This window comes from Streptomyces sp. 378 (assembly GCF_030124145.1).
In the GTDB taxonomy this organism is placed as follows: domain Bacteria; phylum Actinomycetota; class Actinomycetes; order Streptomycetales; family Streptomycetaceae; genus Streptomyces.
The window spans coordinates 1-17,859 of record NZ_JASKMS010000052.1 but is presented as its reverse complement, the minus strand read 5'-3'; the positions used below and the strand labels follow the sequence as shown (position 1 = coordinate 17,859).

Genomic DNA, 17,859 nt, shown 5'->3' with positions numbered 1-17,859 from the left:
CTGCAACGGGGCCATATCTGCACTCACCTCGCTCCTCCCCACCCTGGACGTGTCGAACTACGTCCACCGCATTCCGATCGCGGACAGCTGCTCGCGCCGGTCCTCCGGCAGCGTCGCCGCACGCGAGCGCTGGTTGCCGATCCATGCCCCGAGACGGAACTGCAGTTCCCATCCCTCGTTCGAGAGCACCGTCTCCACGTGCTTGCGAGGGACGTTCAGATGCCCCTCACGCTCGTAGAACTGCTTCGCGGCGGCCAGGTTGGCGGCCCACTTGTCGGCCTGCGTACGGCGCGGCTTGGGCTTCTCTTTCTCGGTGGCGGGCTCGATCCCGAGGACCTGCTCCAGCATCCACTGCTGTACGGTCGTCAGCTTCTCCCAGCCCAGCCGCTGCGCCTGCACCCACCGCCCGAGTCCTCGCCCTGGCGCATGACGCCGCCAGGCTCGGTCGGCAGCTCGCCGCCGCCGTCCAGGTGCAGTCGGGTGAGGTGGAAGGCCCGCTGCCACTCCACCGGCCACGTGGGGCACCACGAGGGGTCGATCTCCTCCAGCTGCTCGCGCCGGTCGTCGGACAGCGCGCCGGCCGACGACCCGACCGGCAGCCCCTCGGCACGCCGCTGCTCGATCTCCTGAGGCTTCCGGGCGGCGGCCCGCGCGTTCTTCAAAAAGATGCCCACCCGGTACCCCTGGAAGGTGGCGTCCAGCGGGGCCAGGAGGTGCCCGTGTTCGGCGGCCCACCCGCGCGGCGGACAGGCCCTCCTCCCACGCGACGTCGAAGTGCGACCAGATCATGCCCAGCTTCTCCAGCTGGGCGACTCGGTCCTCGTCCATGTCCCCGCGGGCGTAGAAGCGGCGAGCGTCGGCGGTCCACTGCCCCAGCGGGAACCCGGCGAGCGAGGCCGGCCACCCCTCGCCTTCGGTGTCGGCCTCATCCCCGGCAGGGACGCGGAACGTGAACGGCACCTTCAAGTCGCCATGCACGCGGGCGTAGATGACGGCCGCCTCCACACCGCGCCGCCAGTGCTCGTGCTCCGGGTTGAGGACCCGCAGGTTGATGAACGCGGCGAGGGCGGCCGGGTCGCGGGGCGTGGAGAACTTCAGCAGGGCCTTGGCAGGGGCACTGACGCCCCCGGAGCCCTCGCCGCTCCCGCCCGTGCTCTTCCCGCTCTCGTCCTTGGCTACGGGCTTATAGCTGCTCGGGGCCTGCTGCTCCGCGAGGCTCTCCACGATCCTCGCGTCGTGCGCCCGCAGCGCCTCCAACAGCTTGGCCAGCCCGCCGAACGCCCGGGACGTGAGCATGTTGTCCGCCGTCTCCCCGGGCCCGAGCAGCACCGGCACCACCAGGCTTGCCACCTTGCCCTCGCCCGGCTGCATCCGCAGCGCCCGGCCCACCGCCTGGACCAGGTCCGGCATCGACCCGCGTACGTCCGCCCAGTACACGGAGTCGCAACTTTTGGTGTCGACCCCCTCACCCAAGACCTTCACCGAGCACAGGAAGCACTTCTCCACGACCGCGCCGTCCGGGGCGATCCCCGCGGCGAACTCGCCCAGCAGACGCCGCCGGTGCAGCGGCTTGTGATCCCCGAACAGCCAGTCCGCCCAGATCCTCTTGGGGTACAGCTCGGGGTCGGATGCGTGCAGCTGCGCGGCGACGTCGGGAAGGCCAGCCGCGAACGCTTCGGCCTCGCGGACCTGGTGGTGGAAGACCAGCGTGCGGCCAAAGCCCTCCTCGGCCGACGCCTTCACCAGCGCGGTCTGCAGGGCAGCGAGCCGTGCCCCACGGACCTCGGCCGACCGGCCTTCCGCGCCCAGGAGCTGCGCGGCCTGGAGCACGGTGTCGGTGACGTCCACGCATACAACCTGGTAGGGGGCACAAATTCCCCTGTCGATGGCCTCCGAGAGCGTCAAAGTGAACGCCCTGCTGCCAAAGGGCCCGTCGGGGTCGTCTTCCATGCTCGCGACCAGCTCGCCCGGTGCGCCGGCCTCGTCCTCGTCCCCGAGCTGCCACAGCCGGGGCGTGGCCGTCATGTACAGACGGCGCAGGAACGGGATCTTCTGGTTGTCATGGACGACCGCCCACGGCTTCCCGATCCGGCCAGAAACCCGGTGGGCCTCGTCCGTTTTACCTACGCTCTGACTGCTTTCGTTGCTGCTGACCAGCGAGGATGCGTCGTGTACACACGTACGGCATGCAGCCTCCGACGGAATCAGTAGTCGTCGATGTCGTCGAAAATGCTTCGTTGGTAATTGATGGCAGGATCCAGCTGAGTCGTGGGGATTTTGACAGGCGGGGTATTAGGTTGAGACTTGACCTCTTGCTCTTCATCGGCCTCTGCGTTTTCGTACGCGATGAGTTCTTCTATTCTGGTGAGTAGCCCGCTGAACTCCGCGGCGATATCTGGCTGGTCCGCGAGTGAGTCGCGATAGGTCTCCAAGGCCTCTCGAAGTGGGTCGTAGTACTCTTCTGGGGTTCGGTCTATATTTCCATAACGGTTAGAACTCCAGTCCGATAGCAGGGTGGAAGTTGGTGAGAGTAGCTCTTCCCTGACTTCCTCCAAAATGCCTTTCCTCTCTCCTTCGGAAAGGATGATATTCCAGTGCGAGGTGTCTACCCAGCCTGCATCAGGGACCGAGACGGCATAATCGGTTAGGGTCTGAACTATCTCTTCGTGCTCGTCTTCGCTGATGAGGCCTGCCTGGTGCAGGCGCGCCAGTACTTCAGGTTTTCGGTCGGAGCCCAGGTATGCTCCGAAGTTCATCATGCCTGGGACGAAACCCGGATCAGTCTCGGTGTAGTGCTCAAGGAATGCATCGGAGCATCGAGTGGTGAAGAAATTGCACCATAGGAAATCTTCCCAGTGATCCAAATGATCTCGTTCTAGGTATTGGAGTCGCTCGGCGACGACGGGGTAGAGCGTTGGTGGGATTTTAATGAGGGTTCCGCGCTGCTTTTCACTTCCGCAATCGAGTTTAGTTAGCATTTCCTCTAGAGGTAACCCGGAGAGGAGCATTCCGAGGAGGTTGGGGCTGGCGGCCAAGAGTTCGGCGAAGCCCTCTTGGAGGGTGGGGTGACGGAATGACCACCCTGTTGTGGTTCCATTTTCTGGCGAGGATGAGAATCGCAGGAAGGTTCCGGTGAGGGCGTTGAGTGCGCGATCAATGCCTGCGGGGGAGCTGCCGAAGCGGATGATGACGTCCCGTTGTGCGGCGTCCAGGGCGAGCGGTGCAGGCAGGAATTCCCCTGACTGGTAGGTCAGCGCGAGGGCGGCCTTTTCGTCTGGTCCGAGCTCCGTGTAGAGGTCGCGCAGGAACGCTGTGGGGCGGCGCATGAAGTCGGTGATGCCGTGTTTGCTCGATTTCAGGTGACGGGTGAAGGCCTGCCGGCCTAGGCGTCGAGCTACTTCGGGGTGGAAGGGGTTCTGTGCTGCCGCCTCTTCCAGATGGGGTTTCATCTTGCCGCGTACTTCTGTGGGCTGGTCACCGAGGCTGATGTGGTTGTAGAGGATCTGTCGGCGTTCCTCAAGGGGCAGTTGGGCGACGTCGACAACTACTTGCTGTTCGTGCAGCAGGGGGTAGGCGTATTCCTTCAGGTGCGGGCGTGCATCGCGGTAGATGTAGTCGCGTGAGGTGAGAACGATTTTGGCTCCGCCGTGGACTGCGGTCATGACCTGGCGCATGTGGCGGGCCCAGCTGTCGGTGAGCTGCGGTTCGTGGCGGACAGCGCCGAAGGCGTCATCGATCCAGAAGAACTGGTTAGGCTCGTTGGGGTTCCAGTGGCGTACGAGTTCGGCGGCGTCGTGGGCGTTGACGGTGAGGCAGCCCCAGGCGTCGAGGGCGGTCATGGCCAGGGTGGCTGCGATGACGGATTTGCCGACAGCGGGTTCGCCGAGCAGGAGGACGAAGCCGTGTTGTTGGACTGCCTGTGCGGCGCGTCGGTAGGCGTCCGTGACAACGAAGGTGGCCAGTTCTTCGCGCAGGTAGGAGAGCAGATACTGGGCTTGTGTATAGGCGCGTTCGTCGAGGATCTGGGAGAGGTCGCCGAGTCCGTAGACGCGGGGGACGAAGGTCCGCAGGCGCTGGCGGCTGGCGATGGTGTCGCAGATCCACTGGCCGTCGAGAACCTGCACGTGTCCGACGCCGACACTGCGGAGCCGTTGTCGGATGTTGGCTTCCGAGGTTCCGCTGACTCGTGCGTTGGTGAGCAGGACGTAGCTGCCGCACAGACCCTGGTCCACCAGCGCCTGGGCCTTGGCGAACTCATCGCTGAGCTCCGAGGGCGTGAGGGTGGTGTCGGCTTTCTTGGTGTGTTTGCACTGCAGGACGAAGGGGCCGTCGGGGACGTCCTGGACGCCGATCGGGTCCGGTGGTTGTTGCCAGGTGCCGTAGAAGGCGCCGTCGCGTCCGCCGTCGTTGGAGTCGGCGAAGGTGTGCACAGACTGCGCCCACACTTCGCGGAGTACGGCAGCGCACAGGTCCTGGAATGCGCGCCAGCCCAGGGTGTGCAGGGCGAAGTCGGGAGAGCCCGGTGCTGCGACGGTGCCTTTGCGGGGGTGGTCGGTCACTGTGGCTGGTCCTCGGCGGGGCCGTTGTGGGGGAAGCGGACGGGGCGTTTGAGGTTGTTGCCATGGGTCCAGGGCAGGGCGCCGTCGTGCTGGAGGCGGCCGACGACGATGCCGGGGGCGATACCAGCCTGGCGGGCGAAGGCTTTGATGTTGTCAAAGGGCATGGGCCTGCGGGCGAGGCGGCGGTATGCGGCGTTGTGCTCGGGCGGGATGAGGGTCTGGGCTGCGAAGGCGTCGGCTTCTTCTTCGCTGCGGTCGCCTTCGGGTGTGCGTTCGTCGGCGCGGTCGGTGTTGTCGAGGAAGGTCAGTCTCTTGCCGTGCAGGAGGGTGTGGCCGATCTCGTGGAAGACGGTGAACCAGAAGTGGTCGTCCTTTTTGAACCGGTCGCTGAGGGCGATGCCGACTTTGTCGGGGGTGAGCCAGCGGGTAACGCCGGAGACGCTGGTCAGGGGAGGGGCGGGGAGGAAGACGACGGCTACGCCGGCCTGGGCGCATAGATGGGTGATGCGGTCGGGCCAGGTTGCCGGTTCTTCCAGGGTGAGGGCGCGCAGGCTGGGCATGAGGGCGGTGAGGGTGGCGCGGTCGAACGGCTGGCAGGGCAGGTCGCGGGCCTTGAGTTCTGCCTGCCGCAGCCATACCGCGGTGGCGTAGTCGTCGGTCTTCAAGACGGTGGAGCGACGGAAGGCAGTGCGGTAGCTGCGCCAGAGGTCTTCGGCGACGGCTGGGTCGGCGACGCCGAAGAACGCCAGCAGACGCTGGAGGTTGTCGACGTTCCTGTCCTTGTTCGGCAGGATGCTGCGCCTGACGAGCTCGGGCAGTGAGAAGTTGTCGAGCCAATCGATGCGCTTGCTGAGCCGCTGGAGCTCCTGCTGGCGGGTGACGTGGGTACGCCAGGCGGCTTCTAGCTGGTTCCACATGGAAGCCGGGATGTCGGTCGCACGCTCGAGGAGGAGCGCGGTCTCGGGGGTGAGGACCGCGGTGCCCTGGACGATCTGGTTGATGTGCTTGGTGGACAGGCCGGTTCGCCGGGCGAGGTCGGCCTGTGGGATGCCGAGTGCTTCCAGCTGTTCTTTGAGGGTCTCGCCGGGCGGCTGGGCGGAGTCGGGCGCGTAGACGAAGTGCGGGGCGGGAGGCGGGGTCACGGGTGGTGCCTCTCTGAGGTCGGGGAGGCGGGGTGGCGGGGGCAGTTATCGCGTGATGGTGATCGCGGTGACTATCAGGGCGCGTACGGAGTGTTCGTCAAGGGTGCCGTCACGGTGGGCGGTGGGCGGGTCGTCGCGGGGGCGAACGACGAGGTGGCCGTGGTCCCCGAGCGAGACGATCCGGCTGACGCCGCTGTCAGCCGGATCAGGCCGTAGTCGGGCGGCAGCGAGGCGATGCAGGTCGGCCAGGTGGTCGGCGGCGGCCATCTGGCCGAGGCGTCTGTGGAGCGTGGCGGCGGCCTCCGGCCCGAAGCGGGCCCGGCGGGCCGCGTCGCTGTTGCAGACGCGGGCGAGCTCCGCGTCGTCGAAGGCGATATTCACCGGCAGCCCCAGAAACCTCTTGCGTATACCTGTTGCTTCCATGCTACTCTCTCGATCAAGGAAAGTTTCATTGGCTTGCTAGGTGCATGAAACTTCGCGCGCGATGGAGCACCTTTGCAGGTCAGATCGATCCCTCTCGAAGGAGGTACGTCATGCCGGGCAAGGTCAGTAAGGCGAGTGGGTCTGGTGGGAAGCGTGGTCGCAGTGCGGTCACGGGCCGGTTTGTGAAGCAGTCGACGGTGCGTAGGCACCCGTCGACGACGGTGAACGAGCGCGCGTCGCGCGGCTCGAAGAAGAGCAAGTAGGCGGGCTTCGGGCCCGCCTTTCGCATATCCCGGCCCGCCGTGGGCGGGCCGGAGGAAGGGGAGGTGGTCGTCATGACGACGGCAGACATGCAGCACGAGGAGACCAGTGGCAAGACGGTGACCGTCACGGTGGATGGCGAGCCGGTGGAGGTGCCGAAGCGCACGACGCCGAACGCGGTCCTGGGCCTGGCTGGTATCGACGCGGGCACGCACTACCTGGTCCGGATCACCGGTCGGCATCAGCACTCGTTCGCCGGCCGTGGGGAGGAAGAGATCATCGTGCATGAGCGGGAGACGTTCGTGTCGGTCTCCACCGGCCCGACCCCGACCGCATGACTGCGGTGATGCCGGAGACGGGGCCCGCGGGCATGCTCGCGGGCCTGCGTCGGGCCGGCTTCACGGTGGAGCAGAGCGGCAACTTCGCCGTTTTCGACTACCTCGTCGAGGTCGGCCCGCAGGCCGGGACGACGGTGCGCATCGGGCTGGAACTGGTGCCGGACTGGCCGCTGTCGGCCCCGCACGGCCCGCACGTCACCCCCCGCCTGGGACACCCGCACGGCGCGGTGCACACGTCTCCGCTGGGGCAGGAGTGGGAACACTGGAGTCGGCCGCCCGCCGACTGGGCACATGACCGTACGGTCCGTGGCTATCTGCGGCACCTGCGCACCCTGTTCGCGCAGTTGGAGAACGGACCCTCCGCGTGATCACCCGCTTCTCGGTCGCCATGACCAGCGACACCGCCCAGCACCTGACCGATCACCTGCGCCGTGCGGACGGGCAGGAGGACTGCACTTTCGTGCTGTGGCGTCCGAGCACCGGTGCCAGCCGCACCACCGCCCTGCTTACCGAGGTGGTGCTGCCGCAGGACGGCGAGCGGATCGTGCACGGCACGGTGGACTTCACCAGCGCCTACTTCCTGCGCGCCGCCGCCCTCGCGGCCGAGCACGGCTGCGGGCTCGGCTTCATCCACGCCCACCCCCAAGGCCGGGGATGGCAGCGACTGAACACCATCGACCACACGGCCGAGGCGTCCTTTGCCGCGCAGACCCAGGTGATCACCGGCCGTCCGCTGGTTGGACTGACCTTCGCGGGCGCGGATGCCGGCTTCGGTGCCCGCATCTGGCAGCAGCAGGTCCCCCGCCGCTATGCCCCCACCGAGGCGGAGAGCGTCCGAGTGGTCGGCGGCCGCCTGACGGTCACCTTCAACAACCGTCTCCTCCCCGCGCCGCCGGCCACGAACCGGCAACTGCGCACCGTCTCCGCCTGGGGACAGACAACCCAGGACGACCTGGCCCGTCTGCACGTCGGTGTCGTCGGATGCGGCTCGGTCGGCATGCTCGTCGTCGAAGCCCTGGCCCGCACCGGCATCCAGGACCTGAGCCTGTTCGACTTCGACACCGTCGAGGAGCTCAACCTCGACCGGCTCCTGCACGCCGCCATCCGTGATGTGCGCCTGCACCGGGCCAAGGCCCGCCTCGCCGCCCGCACCTCTCGCCGCGCGGCCACCGCCGTCAACTTCCGGGCGACGCCGTACGAGCTGAGCGTGGTCGAGCCGGCCGGGTTCGCCGCCGCGGCCGACTGCGACGTGATCTTCTCCTGCGTCGACCGGCCCTGGCCCCGCGCCGTCCTCAACTTTCTCGCCTACGCCCACCTCATCCCCGTCGTCGACGGCGGCATCGCGGTCGACGCCCGCGGCGGACGCCTGCGCGGCGCCGAATGGCGCGCCCACATCGCCGCCCCCGGTCGCGCCTGCATGGAATGCCTGGGTCAGTACGACCCTGCCCACGTCCAAGCCGAACGTGACGGCTCTCTCGACGACCCGGCCTACATCACCGGCCTGCCCGCCGACCATCCGCTGCGCCGCAAGGAGAACGTCTTCGTCTTCTCCAACAGCGCCGCGGCCGCGCAGCTGAATCAGTTCGTCACTATGACGACCGCGCCGGGCGGGATCGCCGACACCGGCGCCCACCTGTACCACCTGACCACCGCCACCCTCGACCACCGCGAGGACGGCTGCGAGACGGGCTGCCCCTACGACGGCATGCTGCGGACGCTCGGCGACGACGCTCCCGTCACCGTCACGGGACGGCACCCAGCTGCTGAACAGGCGCGCGCTGCTCGTGCCCGTGCGGTACGCCGCTGGCCGCTCCGCGCCCGGCGCGCTGTCGACGACCTCCTGCACCGATTCCGCTGAAACCCCCGGCCAGAAGCGCCGGGCGACCACGCATTCGCGCTTGGCCCGCCCGGCCCAAAAGACCAACACTGAAATCCGCAACAACGTGACACCGGCAGCCGGTAGTTCACGGGTCGGCGGTTACACGCACGACGGGAGTGCCGATGGACGCCGCAGAGCGCCTCGTCCAGAAGATCGAAACGCTGAGCAGGATGTTCACGGATGCCGAGCCCGCGTCGCTGCGTACCGGCTATCTGGCCGATCCCTCGTCCGGGCACCCGGTGCTGCAGGGATCCACCGCGACGGCTCTCGTGCCCCGCTGGAACGAGCATCCCAGCGGCCTGCTGGTGCCCGCCACCGCTGTCCCGCCCGCGCCGATCGACCTGGGAGCGGCGTACCTCACGCCCGATGAGATCTTCGGGTTCGAGCTGCCTGCCGACTACGCCGTGCGTCAGCTGGAGCGCCTTCCTCTTGAAGGCGTCATACGGTTCTGCGCCCTGGTGCTCAACGCCCTGGAGCTTCCCGGTGTGTCCGTGCAGGCCGTCGAGGCGCACTTCGCCGGCGAGTGGCTGGATGAGCCGGTCCGCAGCCGTGTCCGGAACCTGCTCCGGGACGAGACCCGCAGGCTGCTCGTGCCCCAGGCCCTCATGCTGCTGGCACGCAGGGCCATGGAGGTCTCCCCGGACACGGTGCCGGACGACCTCCCCGACGGCGACATCGTCGGCGCTCTGTTCAGTCTCACCCAGGTCATGGGCCACCATCCCGATCCCGGCCCGAGCGTCATCACGGACCGGCCCGGCACACTGGGCCGCGAACTCATCGCCAACCAGCACTTCCACCGCAGCTGGTCCGTCCCAGGCGTCCTCGCCCGCTACGCGCGGCGCTGGCTGCAACTGCCCGCCGAACACCACGGCGAGCCGGGAATGGTCGACCTCAGCAAGACCTACCAGGACTGCACTGGCGCCCGCCTGGAGGACCTGGCGGCCGTCGCCGGCTACCTGTGGCTGCGCACCACGATGGGACGGTTCGTCATCGAGCCGGGCGAACTGGCCGGCCTGACCCTGCCCGCGCAGCGGGTCGAGTCGGTCCTGGCGCTGATCACCAACGACCTGCCCGGCATGCGGGAGGCTGTACACGGAGAACGCCCCGAACAGCGCACCGAATGGTCCTTCGACCCCTTCCAGCGGTGGCCCGTGATCCGCCTGCCCGAAGACCGGCTGCTGATCCTCGATCCCCGCCACCTGATCAGCCGGGCCTTCGGGTGGCTGCCGATCTGGGACATCGAGTGCCCGCCGCCGGGGCGCACCAAGCCCACAGGCCACCGCAAGATGGCCGCCCGGGCCAAACAGACCCTGCGCCACTGCAGTGAGGTCTACGTCAGCGAGGTCCTGCACACGATCACCTGCGACGAAGGGACCACGCGCCGGGTCTACGACGACGCCGACCTCAAGGCCGCCTACACCGCCCCAGGCCAGCGCATCGCCGACGCCGCGATCGACTATCCAGGCACCTGGATCGTCATCGAGGTCACCACCACCCAGCTGCGCCTCGAAGCCCGCACCGCCGTCCCCGGTGAATCACAGATCCAGGACATCGACAAGCTCGTCGAGGAACTCGACCAGATCGACGCGACCATCACCGTGCTGCGCGGCGACGAGGCCGCCCTCACTGGTGCACCTGCAGCCGGCGACCGTCGCTTCCTGCCGCTGCTCGTGCTACCGGAGGGCTTCCCCGTCAACCCCATCACCCTGACCGTGATCCGTGAACGCGCCCGGAGGAAAGGGCTGTTCACGACACCGGACACGGACCCCGTGGAGATCGTCGACATCGAAGAACTGGAGATGATCGAGGCCCTGCAGGAAGCCTCCGGCCCCAGCCTCCTCGACATCCTGCGCAGCAAGCAGTCCGGCAGCTTGCGCAACGCCGCCGTACGCGACCACATCCTGCACGTCATGCGAGTACAGCCTGATGCAGCAGCCCGGCACGCTGGGCTGCTGGACATCGCCCTCAAGCCACTCGTCAACGCCCTGCCGCAGCCGCATCAGAGCCCATCCACGAGCTGATGGTCGGTGCCCCTGCGCGACCCGCCGACCGGTTCGCCGGATGCTTCTCGGACAGGACTCTATGGCGCCGCTCACCCGCTCATGATCTCGATGAAGGACGGAGTTCTCATGGCCGCTTCCACCACAGCGTCCGGTGTTCCCGATAGAGTGTTGTCGCCGTTGGGGCAACGGTTGCGCGTGCTGCTGAGTGCAGAGCGTGTCGTCGGTGACCTGCGGGGGTACTTCGGTATCGATCTGCCGCCCGGCACGAGGGCGTTCACCGGCAGTCGGTTCGAGCATCTGGCCGGTGGGGGTGACCGGCCGGAGGTCGCCGATCGGATCACGGCGGAGGACCTGGTCGCGGTGCAGACCTTGTCGGTCACCGTTCCGGCGCCAGTTGCGCTGGACCTTCTGGAAGGCCACCTCGGCGCTCACCTGTCCGACCTGCTGCGTGTGGTTCCCGCTGATCTGGACATGGCCCAGGCCGATACGGTCCACCTAAAACCGGGCTCGCCGGCTTATAGGGCCTGGGAGCTGCTCTTCGGCCAGCACGGCGTCGGGTGGGTTACAGCGGGCAAACTCCTTGCCCGCAAGCGTCCCCGGCTGCTGCCCGTCTACGACGACGTCGTGCGCTGCGCTTGGGACACCCCACCGATTTCTGGCTGACACTGCAGGCCGCGCTGCGCGAGGACGGCGCCGCGTTGCACCGTCAGCTGCTTGAGCTGAGGCAGGCCGCAGGGCTGCCGGAGACGGTGAGCGCGTTGCGGGTGTGCGACGTGGTCGTGTGGATGCGACACCGGATCGAACACCGGAACTGCCTCTGAGGATGCCTGCCGTCAACGCGACCTGAGGGGGCGTTCTGGCGTGTGAGGGTGACGGACTTTACCAACTGTCACCTGGGTGTGTGGGACGTTCGCGTGGAGTGGTCCGTGGGGGTGGGGAGGGGTGTGGACTCGGGGCCGAGAGGGCCGCCAGGGGGGCGGTCCTGGGTCTGGAGAGAGGCGGCACATAGTGGGTGGCCGGTTGGTGGTGGGGGAGTTACGGGTGCAGGAGATCGTCCGTGCTGGCGGGCGGGTTTCCTACACGGTCGTGGACACGGACTGCTCGGTGATGGCGGAGGCGGACGGGTTCCTGCGTACCTGCGCGGCGGGTACGGACCGGACGTACGCGTATGTGTTGGTGGATCATCTGCGGTGGCTGCGGTTCGCGGGCCTGACGGTGGAGTCGGTGTCGCTGGAGGATCTGCGGCACTACATGGCGGCTTTGGGGGCGGATTATCCGGGGCCGTTCGGGTTGCCGTGGCGGGAGAACAAACGCCCGTACGGGCACAGTGCGTTGAAGACCGCGGCGGCTTGTCTGAAGGGCTTCTACCTCCACTTGGGCATCCGGGGAGTGAACCCGCCGCTGGCGGAGGCGCTGCGTGTGACGCGGCTGCCGACGCGGGCGGACCGGCGGCGGGCGATGCTCGGGCACGTCCTGCACAGCATGCCCGCGAACCCCTTGGCTCCGGCGGAGCGGGTGCGTCGGCATCCGAAGATGCTGCCCGAGGGCGCCCGGGAGGTGCTGCTGGGGGCGGTGTCGTGCGCGCGGGACCGGATGGTGGTCACGTGGCTGGCCGACGGCGGTTTCCGGGTCGGTGAGCTGTGTGGGCTGCGTTTGGTCGATCTGCACCTGCGTGAGCAGGCCGCGTGCGGTCAGTGCCGGGGGCCGCACGTGCACATCTGCCACCGTGAGGACAACGCCAACCGGGCCCGGGTCAAGACCAAGACACCCTGGACCTGTGAGATTCCCCCGAGATGCGGAGTGTGTTGACAGAGGGTCAGATGGGACTCATGAGAGGAACATCGACCATGGCTGCTCCCAGAAAGTACTCGTTGGAGTTGCGTGAGCGTGCGGTACGGATGTATCGCACCGCCGAGCCGAAGCCGCAGATCAAGAAGCTCGCCGTCGACCTCGGCGTGCATCCGGAGGCCCTGCGCGGCTGGATCCGCCAGGCCGAGGCGGATGCCGGCGAGCGCGATGACCGGCTGACCACCGACGAGCGTGCCGAGCTCGCCGCGCTGCGCAAGGAGAACGTCCAGCTCAAGCGGGCGAACGAGGTACTGCGGACGGCCTCGGCTTTTTTCGCGGCGCAGCTCGACCCGACCCGGCCCAGGTGACGGCGCTCGTTTGACGAGCACCCGCACCTGGGAGTCGAGTGCGTCCTGCGGGAACTCTCCATCGCCTCCTCGACGTACTACCGCTGGCGTCGTGCCGAGCGCGAGCCGTGCGAACGCCGGCGCCGCGACGTGGAACTCACCGAGCAGATCAAGGAGATCCACGCCGACTCGGGCGGGATCTACGGCTCACCGCGCGTGCACGCCGTGCTCAAGCGCGAGGGCGTCCACGTGGGCCGCAAACGGGTCGAGCGGTTGATGCGCGAGGCCGAGATCGCGGGGATCAGCCCACGCCGGGGCGGCTTCACGCGCCGCGATCCCAAGGCCACACTCGCCCCGGACCTGGTCGAGCGGGACTTCACCGCACCCGCGCCGAACCGGCTGTGGGTCACCGACCTCACCATGATCACCACCAGCGAGGGGCCCTTGTGGCTCTCGGCGATCCGGGACGCGTTTCTCCCGCCGGGTGGTCGCTTGGGAGACCTCCGCCCGCGCGGACGCCGACCTGGTCCTGACCACCCTCGAGTACGCCCTCGCGAGCCGGGAAGTCGAACCGGGCAAGCTGATCCACCACGCGGACCACGGCTGTCAATACACATCCGTGAAGCTCACAACCCGACTGCTGAGAGCGGGAGTTGAAGCATCCATGGGCTCGGTCGGGGACAGCTACGACAACGCTCTCGCGGAGAACCTGTCGATGATCGTCAAGACGGAGTGCATCCGCGGCCGCGTCTTCGCCACCCGGGCCGAGGCGAATGTCGCACTGTTCGAGTACATCGACGGCTTCTACAACTCCCGGCGCATCCAGAAGCGGCTCGGCTACCTCAGCCCGATCGAGTTCGAGGAGAAGCACTACGCCGACCAGGCAACGGCCGAACGAACGAACCTGAAGCCCCGTCAACCCACCCTGACCAGCTGATCAGCACCTCCCGCACGCCGGGGGAACCTCAACGTGCCGAGGGAGCGCATCAGGGTGTTGAGGCTGTTGGCCGCGCCAGTCTGGGAGGGGTCGACCGCGCCCGTGATCAGGGCGGGCAGGGCGCCATATGCGAAGGGCCGCCCCGTCGAGACAGGGCGGCCCTCGCGTCACCGGCGTGCGCGGCGATTGAAACGAACGGGCAGCGGGAAGGACGACGACCTGTCCCGCACATAGGAGGCAAAGGTGTACAGCAGCCCCGCCCGCTGCTCGGCCCGGCTGCCACGCAGCACGACCACCAGGGCGGCCAGCTCCAGCACCCGCACCACGACAACACGGACCACACTCACCACCGCCATGAGCAGTACGTGAGCCTCCAGTTGATGCAACAACTCCATGGTTGGTCTCCCGCTGAGAGTCGGAGGAAGAGGGACGGACACCGGCCGGTACCTCCGTTCTAGGCCGCGAGAGAGACCGCCAGAAGCCGCTGTGACCTGCGGTGAATGCCAGTGAATGAAAACAAGGGGGGCGACGCCGATGGCGGCGGCACGAGGTGGGCGGCGAGAACCGGGGATCCGGCGCCCGAACCCGGAGGAGGGCCCCTGGGCGGAACTGGCCTGCGCCCTGCACGACGAGCTGTACGTCCCCGCGGGGCGCCCCTCGGTGCAGCGGATGGCGAGCCGCACCGGCATATCGGCGGGCCACCTCCACAAGATGCTGACGGGCAGCGGCCGTTCCCGCTTCGACCCCATGGGACTGGCCCTGGTCGGCTTCCTCGGTGGCGATCCGGCCCACTGGGCCGAACACTGGAGCGACGCGGAGCGGAGCCAGCACGAGCGCGAACGCACGGGCGGATTCCCGCCGCTGCCCTGGCTCGACGAACCCGACCCGGACCAGCCCCCGGCGACCCGCGCCGTCGGCGACTGGGACGGCTGGTCACCGCTCGGCCGGGCCTGGGCGCGGCTGGCCCGGCTGCGCTTCCTCCCGGCGGCGCTGTGGGACGCGCTGACGGCCTGGCTGTCCCTGCTCCGGCACAGACCGGCCCGCCGCCGACACGAGGTGATGCTGCGCAAGGTCCGCAGACACGCCCGCGAACACATCGACAAGACCGTCACGGGGCCGTACCTCACCCCCGCGTTCGTCCGCTTCGCCAAGGCGCCGACGCCCGGCCGCCGCCGCGCCCGGAAACCGAGACTGGTCACCCGGCCCTTCGCCGGGGACGGCATCCGCGCCCTGTTCGAGGACGCCGCCCACGAACTGGTCCTCGTCGGGGACGCCGGCATCGGCAAGTCGGTCCAACTGGCTATCCTGGCTGACACGTTGACCGACGAGGCGCTGCGCTCCGGCGAGCATGCAGAACCGCCGATTCCCGTGCTGCTCAGCCTCGCGCCCTACACCGGCCAGCCGTTGGAGGAGTGGATCGTCCAGCAGATCGAGCAGGTCTACGACGTCGCCCCGCAGTTGAGCCGCCAGTGGCTCGGGGCGGGGCTGCTGCTGCCGCTGCTGGATGGCCTCGACCAGGTGGCCGCACGCCACCGCCGAGAGTGCGCGACACAGCTCCGCCGCTACCGCCGCGCCTGCGCGGGCGTCGTCATCGCCTGCCGCGACCGCGACCTCGTCCTGTCCCTGGAGATCGGCGGCGAGCTGGCCGCGCTGTGCGCCCCCACCCGCCGCCAGGTCCAGGAGTACCTGGCTGGCCCACCGGACCAGGGCGACGCCTACCGCGAGGTACGCGACGCCCTCGACGCGGACCCCGAGCTGTGGACGCTGCTGCGCTCCCCCCTCATGCTGAACGTCATCCGCACCACGTACGCGGACCGAGCCGCCGCTGAACTGCGCGTGCCCGGCCTCACCGTCGAGCAGCGCCGGGACCGCGTCTTCGACGCCTACGTCCTGCACATGCTGCGCCGCCCTGGCGCGTACGACGCTCCGGTGACCCTGCACTGGCTGGCCGCGCTGGCGGAGCGGCTGCACCAGCGGGGTGAGGAGGTGCTGCACCTCGACCGGATCGACGGCAGCTGGGTGCCCGCCTGGCTGCGCCCGCACCTGAACACGGTGCCCAGACGGGCCTTCCAGTACGCCGTCCTGCTGCTCATCATGCTGCCGTGGTTGTGGACGTTCACGGCCCTGGACCTCATCCGCCCCGACGACTCCACCGTCCTGCTCACGACGACCTTCGTCACCTTCCTCCTGGTCTTGTACGTGTCCGACCGGACCAACCTGAGCAACGCGGCCCGGCGCGCCACGCCCGCCCTGCCGCTGGCGCTGCCCCTGTCCGCAGGCGACTTCACACCCGACGGCACCACCCTGCCGGGTCTGCTGGTGCTGACTTGGTTCTGGGCCGACATCGAAGTGCGCAAGGGATACAACGTCGGCTCCTACCGTCCGAGCGAACAGCTGCGCTGGGCCTGGGTGCCGACCTGGCTCGGCACGCTGGCGGCCCCCCGTCTGGACCGCGTTCAAATGGGGATCGGGTACCTCGCCATCATCCTGCTGTCCGTACTGCTGACCACCGGCGCCGGAGTCCTCCTGACCGGTACGCACCAGACCATGGGCCTCGCGGTCGCCGCGTTCGTCCTCCTGTTCCTGTATCTCTTCGTGGGCGACGGGATGCGGGCCGACCTGAAGGACACCCGCCGCCGCCCCAACGAGGGCATCCGCCGTTCCGCCCGGCACGCGCTGCTGTTCGGCGGGGTGACCCTGCTGCTGACCGTCGGCGTCGGCTTCCCGGCGGTTCGCGCCACGACGGACGCCGGGGTGCGGACGGCGCTGCTGACGGCGCTGTTCGCGGGCACACTGCTGAGCGCGTCCAACGCCTACCGGCTCGGCGGCGCCGCCTGCGTGTACTACTGGACGGTTCGCTTCGTCCTGGCCCGGGACCGCGCCGTCCCCTACCGCTACGGCCGCTTCCTGGGCGACGCCGAGCGTCGCATCCTGGTGCGCCGCAGCGGCAGCGGCTTCCGCTTCCCGCACCGGCTGATCCAGGATCACATCCGCGTCCACGCCCCGGCCCTGAGGGAACGGCTGTGAGGGTCGCTCAGCTCAGCGTCCGCACTGCAGCCGCGTCGTACGGCCTCAGCTCGTAGAAGCGGCCCGCCAGCACCTTCGCCGCCCACTGCGGGTCCTGGAGCAGCGCCCGGCCGACGGCGACGAGGGCGAACTCGTCGCACTCCAGCGGGTCGAGGAGGTTGTCGATGTTGCCGACCGCGGCACCCGCGCACACGAAGGCCCGGTCGAAGTCGCCGCCGAGGCCGACCGAGCCGACGGTGACGGTCTGCTTGCCGGTGAGGTTCCTGGCCCAGCCGACCAGGTTGAGGTTCGGAGCCCGAACTCGGGTAGCCAGTGGAGGCGTGGAAGGCGTCGACACCGGCCGCGGCGAGCGGAGTGAGGACGGCCTCCAACTCATTGGGGGGTCCGGTACCTGAACGACAACAGGCACCCGGACAAGACGGCGGAGATGTCGTTTGGTGCCGTAGTGGTGGGCGCCGTCGACCTTGATCACGATGCGTGCCGCCCACGGTCGTCGTCTCCGCGCTCTTTGCGGAGGCGGCCGCCGCCGGCCCGCGCTGCCGTCGTCATCTGTCCAGGCGCCATGTAAGCACCTCGGCGACCGACTCAGCAGAGGTCAACTCGCGCCGGGCGGCGACCGCGGCAAGAACGTCTGCCGTCCTCACCGCCTGCGCGACCTCCGTCAGCCGTGCACGCACGGCGGGCAAGACCGGATCTGTCAGGACCGCGCGCTTGCTCGGGGACCGCCTCCTGGACCTCCCCCGCCATCGGTTGTGCACCCGGGCGGCAAGCCGCCCGGTGAGACAGAGTGCGTTTGGGGCGCTTGGCCGACGGCCTGGCCTACGTGATCGACCCGACGAGGAGGGACCTGGGTATACCGGTGGAGGGGGTGAGGTGCTGTAGGCCGGTGGTGAAGCGGGAGAGGGTCTCGAAGGTGGGCGCGGCGGTCTCCTCCGGGCAGCACGACGAAGCCCCCGGCGGCTGCCGGGGGCTGCTGTAGGCGGTGCTTCCTTGGCGGTGCTCGTTCCTTGGCGCTCGGTAGTGCTCAGTGGTGCTTGTCGGTGTCGTCCGGGTCGTGATGTGACGGCTGCCGGAGAGCGATGACATTTAGACGTCATCTCATTTGGCTGACTCGGTAGGCTATCGCCCGTGGGGATCGTTGAGCGGCTGGTGCCT

13 protein-coding genes and 4 pseudogenes are annotated in these 17,859 nt (G+C 68.5%); 11 read left to right on the top strand and 6 right to left on the bottom strand.

Translation table 11 applies throughout. The features are described from left to right. Positions 1-57: 57 nt before the first annotated feature. The 4 genes from QNO09_RS37995 to QNO09_RS37980 all read right to left on the bottom strand — a co-directional run bounded on the left by QNO09_RS37995 (position 58) and on the right by QNO09_RS37980 (position 6,124). The gene (locus tag QNO09_RS37995) at positions 58-2,025 is read right to left on the bottom strand and encodes a helicase associated domain-containing protein (protein WP_502962405.1); all 1,968 of its coding nucleotides are present in this window, start codon (positions 2,023-2,025) and stop codon (positions 58-60) included. 179 nt (positions 2,026-2,204) lie between these two features. Beyond that, a complete protein-coding gene (locus tag QNO09_RS37990) occupies positions 2,205-4,559 on the bottom strand; it encodes an nSTAND3 domain-containing NTPase (RefSeq protein ID WP_283974797.1) in 2,355 nt (784 codons plus the stop codon). Beyond that, positions 4,556-5,701 carry an ImmA/IrrE family metallo-endopeptidase gene (locus QNO09_RS37985; protein ID WP_283974796.1) on the bottom strand — a complete coding sequence of 382 codons (1,146 nt, stop codon included), beginning with the start codon at positions 5,699-5,701 and terminating at the stop codon, positions 4,556-4,558. The genes QNO09_RS37990 and QNO09_RS37985 overlap by 4 nt, the downstream gene beginning before the upstream one ends. A gap of 45 nt (positions 5,702-5,746) precedes the next feature. Beyond that, the gene (locus QNO09_RS37980; protein WP_283974795.1) at positions 5,747-6,124 is read right to left on the bottom strand and encodes a hypothetical protein; all 378 of its coding nucleotides are present in this window, start codon (positions 6,122-6,124) and stop codon (positions 5,747-5,749) included. Between the two features lie 326 nt (positions 6,125-6,450). On the opposite strand from QNO09_RS37980, the gene QNO09_RS37975 reads away from it, so the two are divergent. The 10 genes and pseudogenes from QNO09_RS37975 to QNO09_RS37930 all read left to right on the top strand — a co-directional run bounded on the left by QNO09_RS37975 (position 6,451) and on the right by QNO09_RS37930 (position 13,677). Beyond that, entirely contained in the window at positions 6,451-6,723 is a 273-nt protein-coding gene (locus QNO09_RS37975) for a hypothetical protein (protein ID WP_283974794.1), read from the top strand. Further along, positions 6,720-7,091 carry a hypothetical protein gene (locus QNO09_RS37970; RefSeq protein ID WP_283974793.1) on the top strand — a complete coding sequence of 124 codons (372 nt, stop codon included), beginning with the start codon at positions 6,720-6,722 and terminating at the stop codon, positions 7,089-7,091. Before QNO09_RS37975 ends, QNO09_RS37970 begins: the two co-directional genes overlap by 4 nt. Then, entirely contained in the window at positions 7,088-8,581 is a 1,494-nt protein-coding gene (locus QNO09_RS37965; RefSeq protein ID WP_283974792.1) for a ThiF family adenylyltransferase, read from the top strand. The genes QNO09_RS37970 and QNO09_RS37965 overlap by 4 nt, the downstream gene beginning before the upstream one ends. Before the next feature lie 143 nt (positions 8,582-8,724). Further along, entirely contained in the window at positions 8,725-10,623 is a 1,899-nt protein-coding gene (locus tag QNO09_RS37960) for a hypothetical protein (protein ID WP_283974791.1), read from the top strand. Between the two features lie 81 nt (positions 10,624-10,704). Next, a pseudogene (locus QNO09_RS37955) lies at positions 10,705-11,426 on the top strand (DUF6308 family protein). Positions 11,427-11,646: 220 nt separating this feature from the next. Then, positions 11,647-12,414, top strand: a complete 768-nt coding sequence (locus tag QNO09_RS37945; protein ID WP_283974788.1) for a site-specific integrase — start codon at positions 11,647-11,649, stop codon at positions 12,412-12,414. Between the two features lie 38 nt (positions 12,415-12,452). Beyond that, positions 12,453-12,761 (top strand): transposase, encoded by a 309-nt coding sequence (locus tag QNO09_RS37940; RefSeq protein WP_283974787.1) that lies wholly within the window; start codon positions 12,453-12,455, stop codon positions 12,759-12,761. 129 nt (positions 12,762-12,890) lie between these two features. Beyond that, a pseudogene (locus QNO09_RS40160) lies at positions 12,891-13,043 on the top strand (IS3 family transposase); the annotation flags it as partial. Positions 13,044-13,224: 181 nt separating this feature from the next. After that, a pseudogene (locus QNO09_RS40155) lies at positions 13,225-13,362 on the top strand (IS3 family transposase); the annotation flags it as partial. A 42-nt stretch (positions 13,363-13,404) separates the two neighbouring features. Beyond that, a complete protein-coding gene (locus QNO09_RS37930; protein ID WP_283974785.1) occupies positions 13,405-13,677 on the top strand; it encodes an IS3 family transposase in 273 nt (90 codons plus the stop codon). A gap of 167 nt (positions 13,678-13,844) precedes the next feature. Here the strand turns inward: QNO09_RS37930 and QNO09_RS37925 are convergent, their stop codons facing one another. Further along, entirely contained in the window at positions 13,845-14,072 is a 228-nt protein-coding gene (locus QNO09_RS37925) for a hypothetical protein (RefSeq protein ID WP_283974784.1), read from the bottom strand. Positions 14,073-14,211: 139 nt separating this feature from the next. On the opposite strand from QNO09_RS37925, the gene QNO09_RS37920 reads away from it, so the two are divergent. Then, on the top strand, positions 14,212-16,704 hold the full coding sequence (locus QNO09_RS37920; RefSeq protein ID WP_283974783.1) for an NACHT domain-containing protein: 2,493 nt from the start codon (positions 14,212-14,214) through the stop codon (positions 16,702-16,704). A 7-nt stretch (positions 16,705-16,711) separates the two neighbouring features. On the opposite strand, the pseudogene QNO09_RS37915 reads toward QNO09_RS37920, so the two are convergent. Then, positions 16,712-17,084: pseudogene (locus QNO09_RS37915) on the bottom strand (12-oxophytodienoate reductase); the annotation flags it as partial. Between the last annotated feature and the right edge of the window lie 775 nt (positions 17,085-17,859).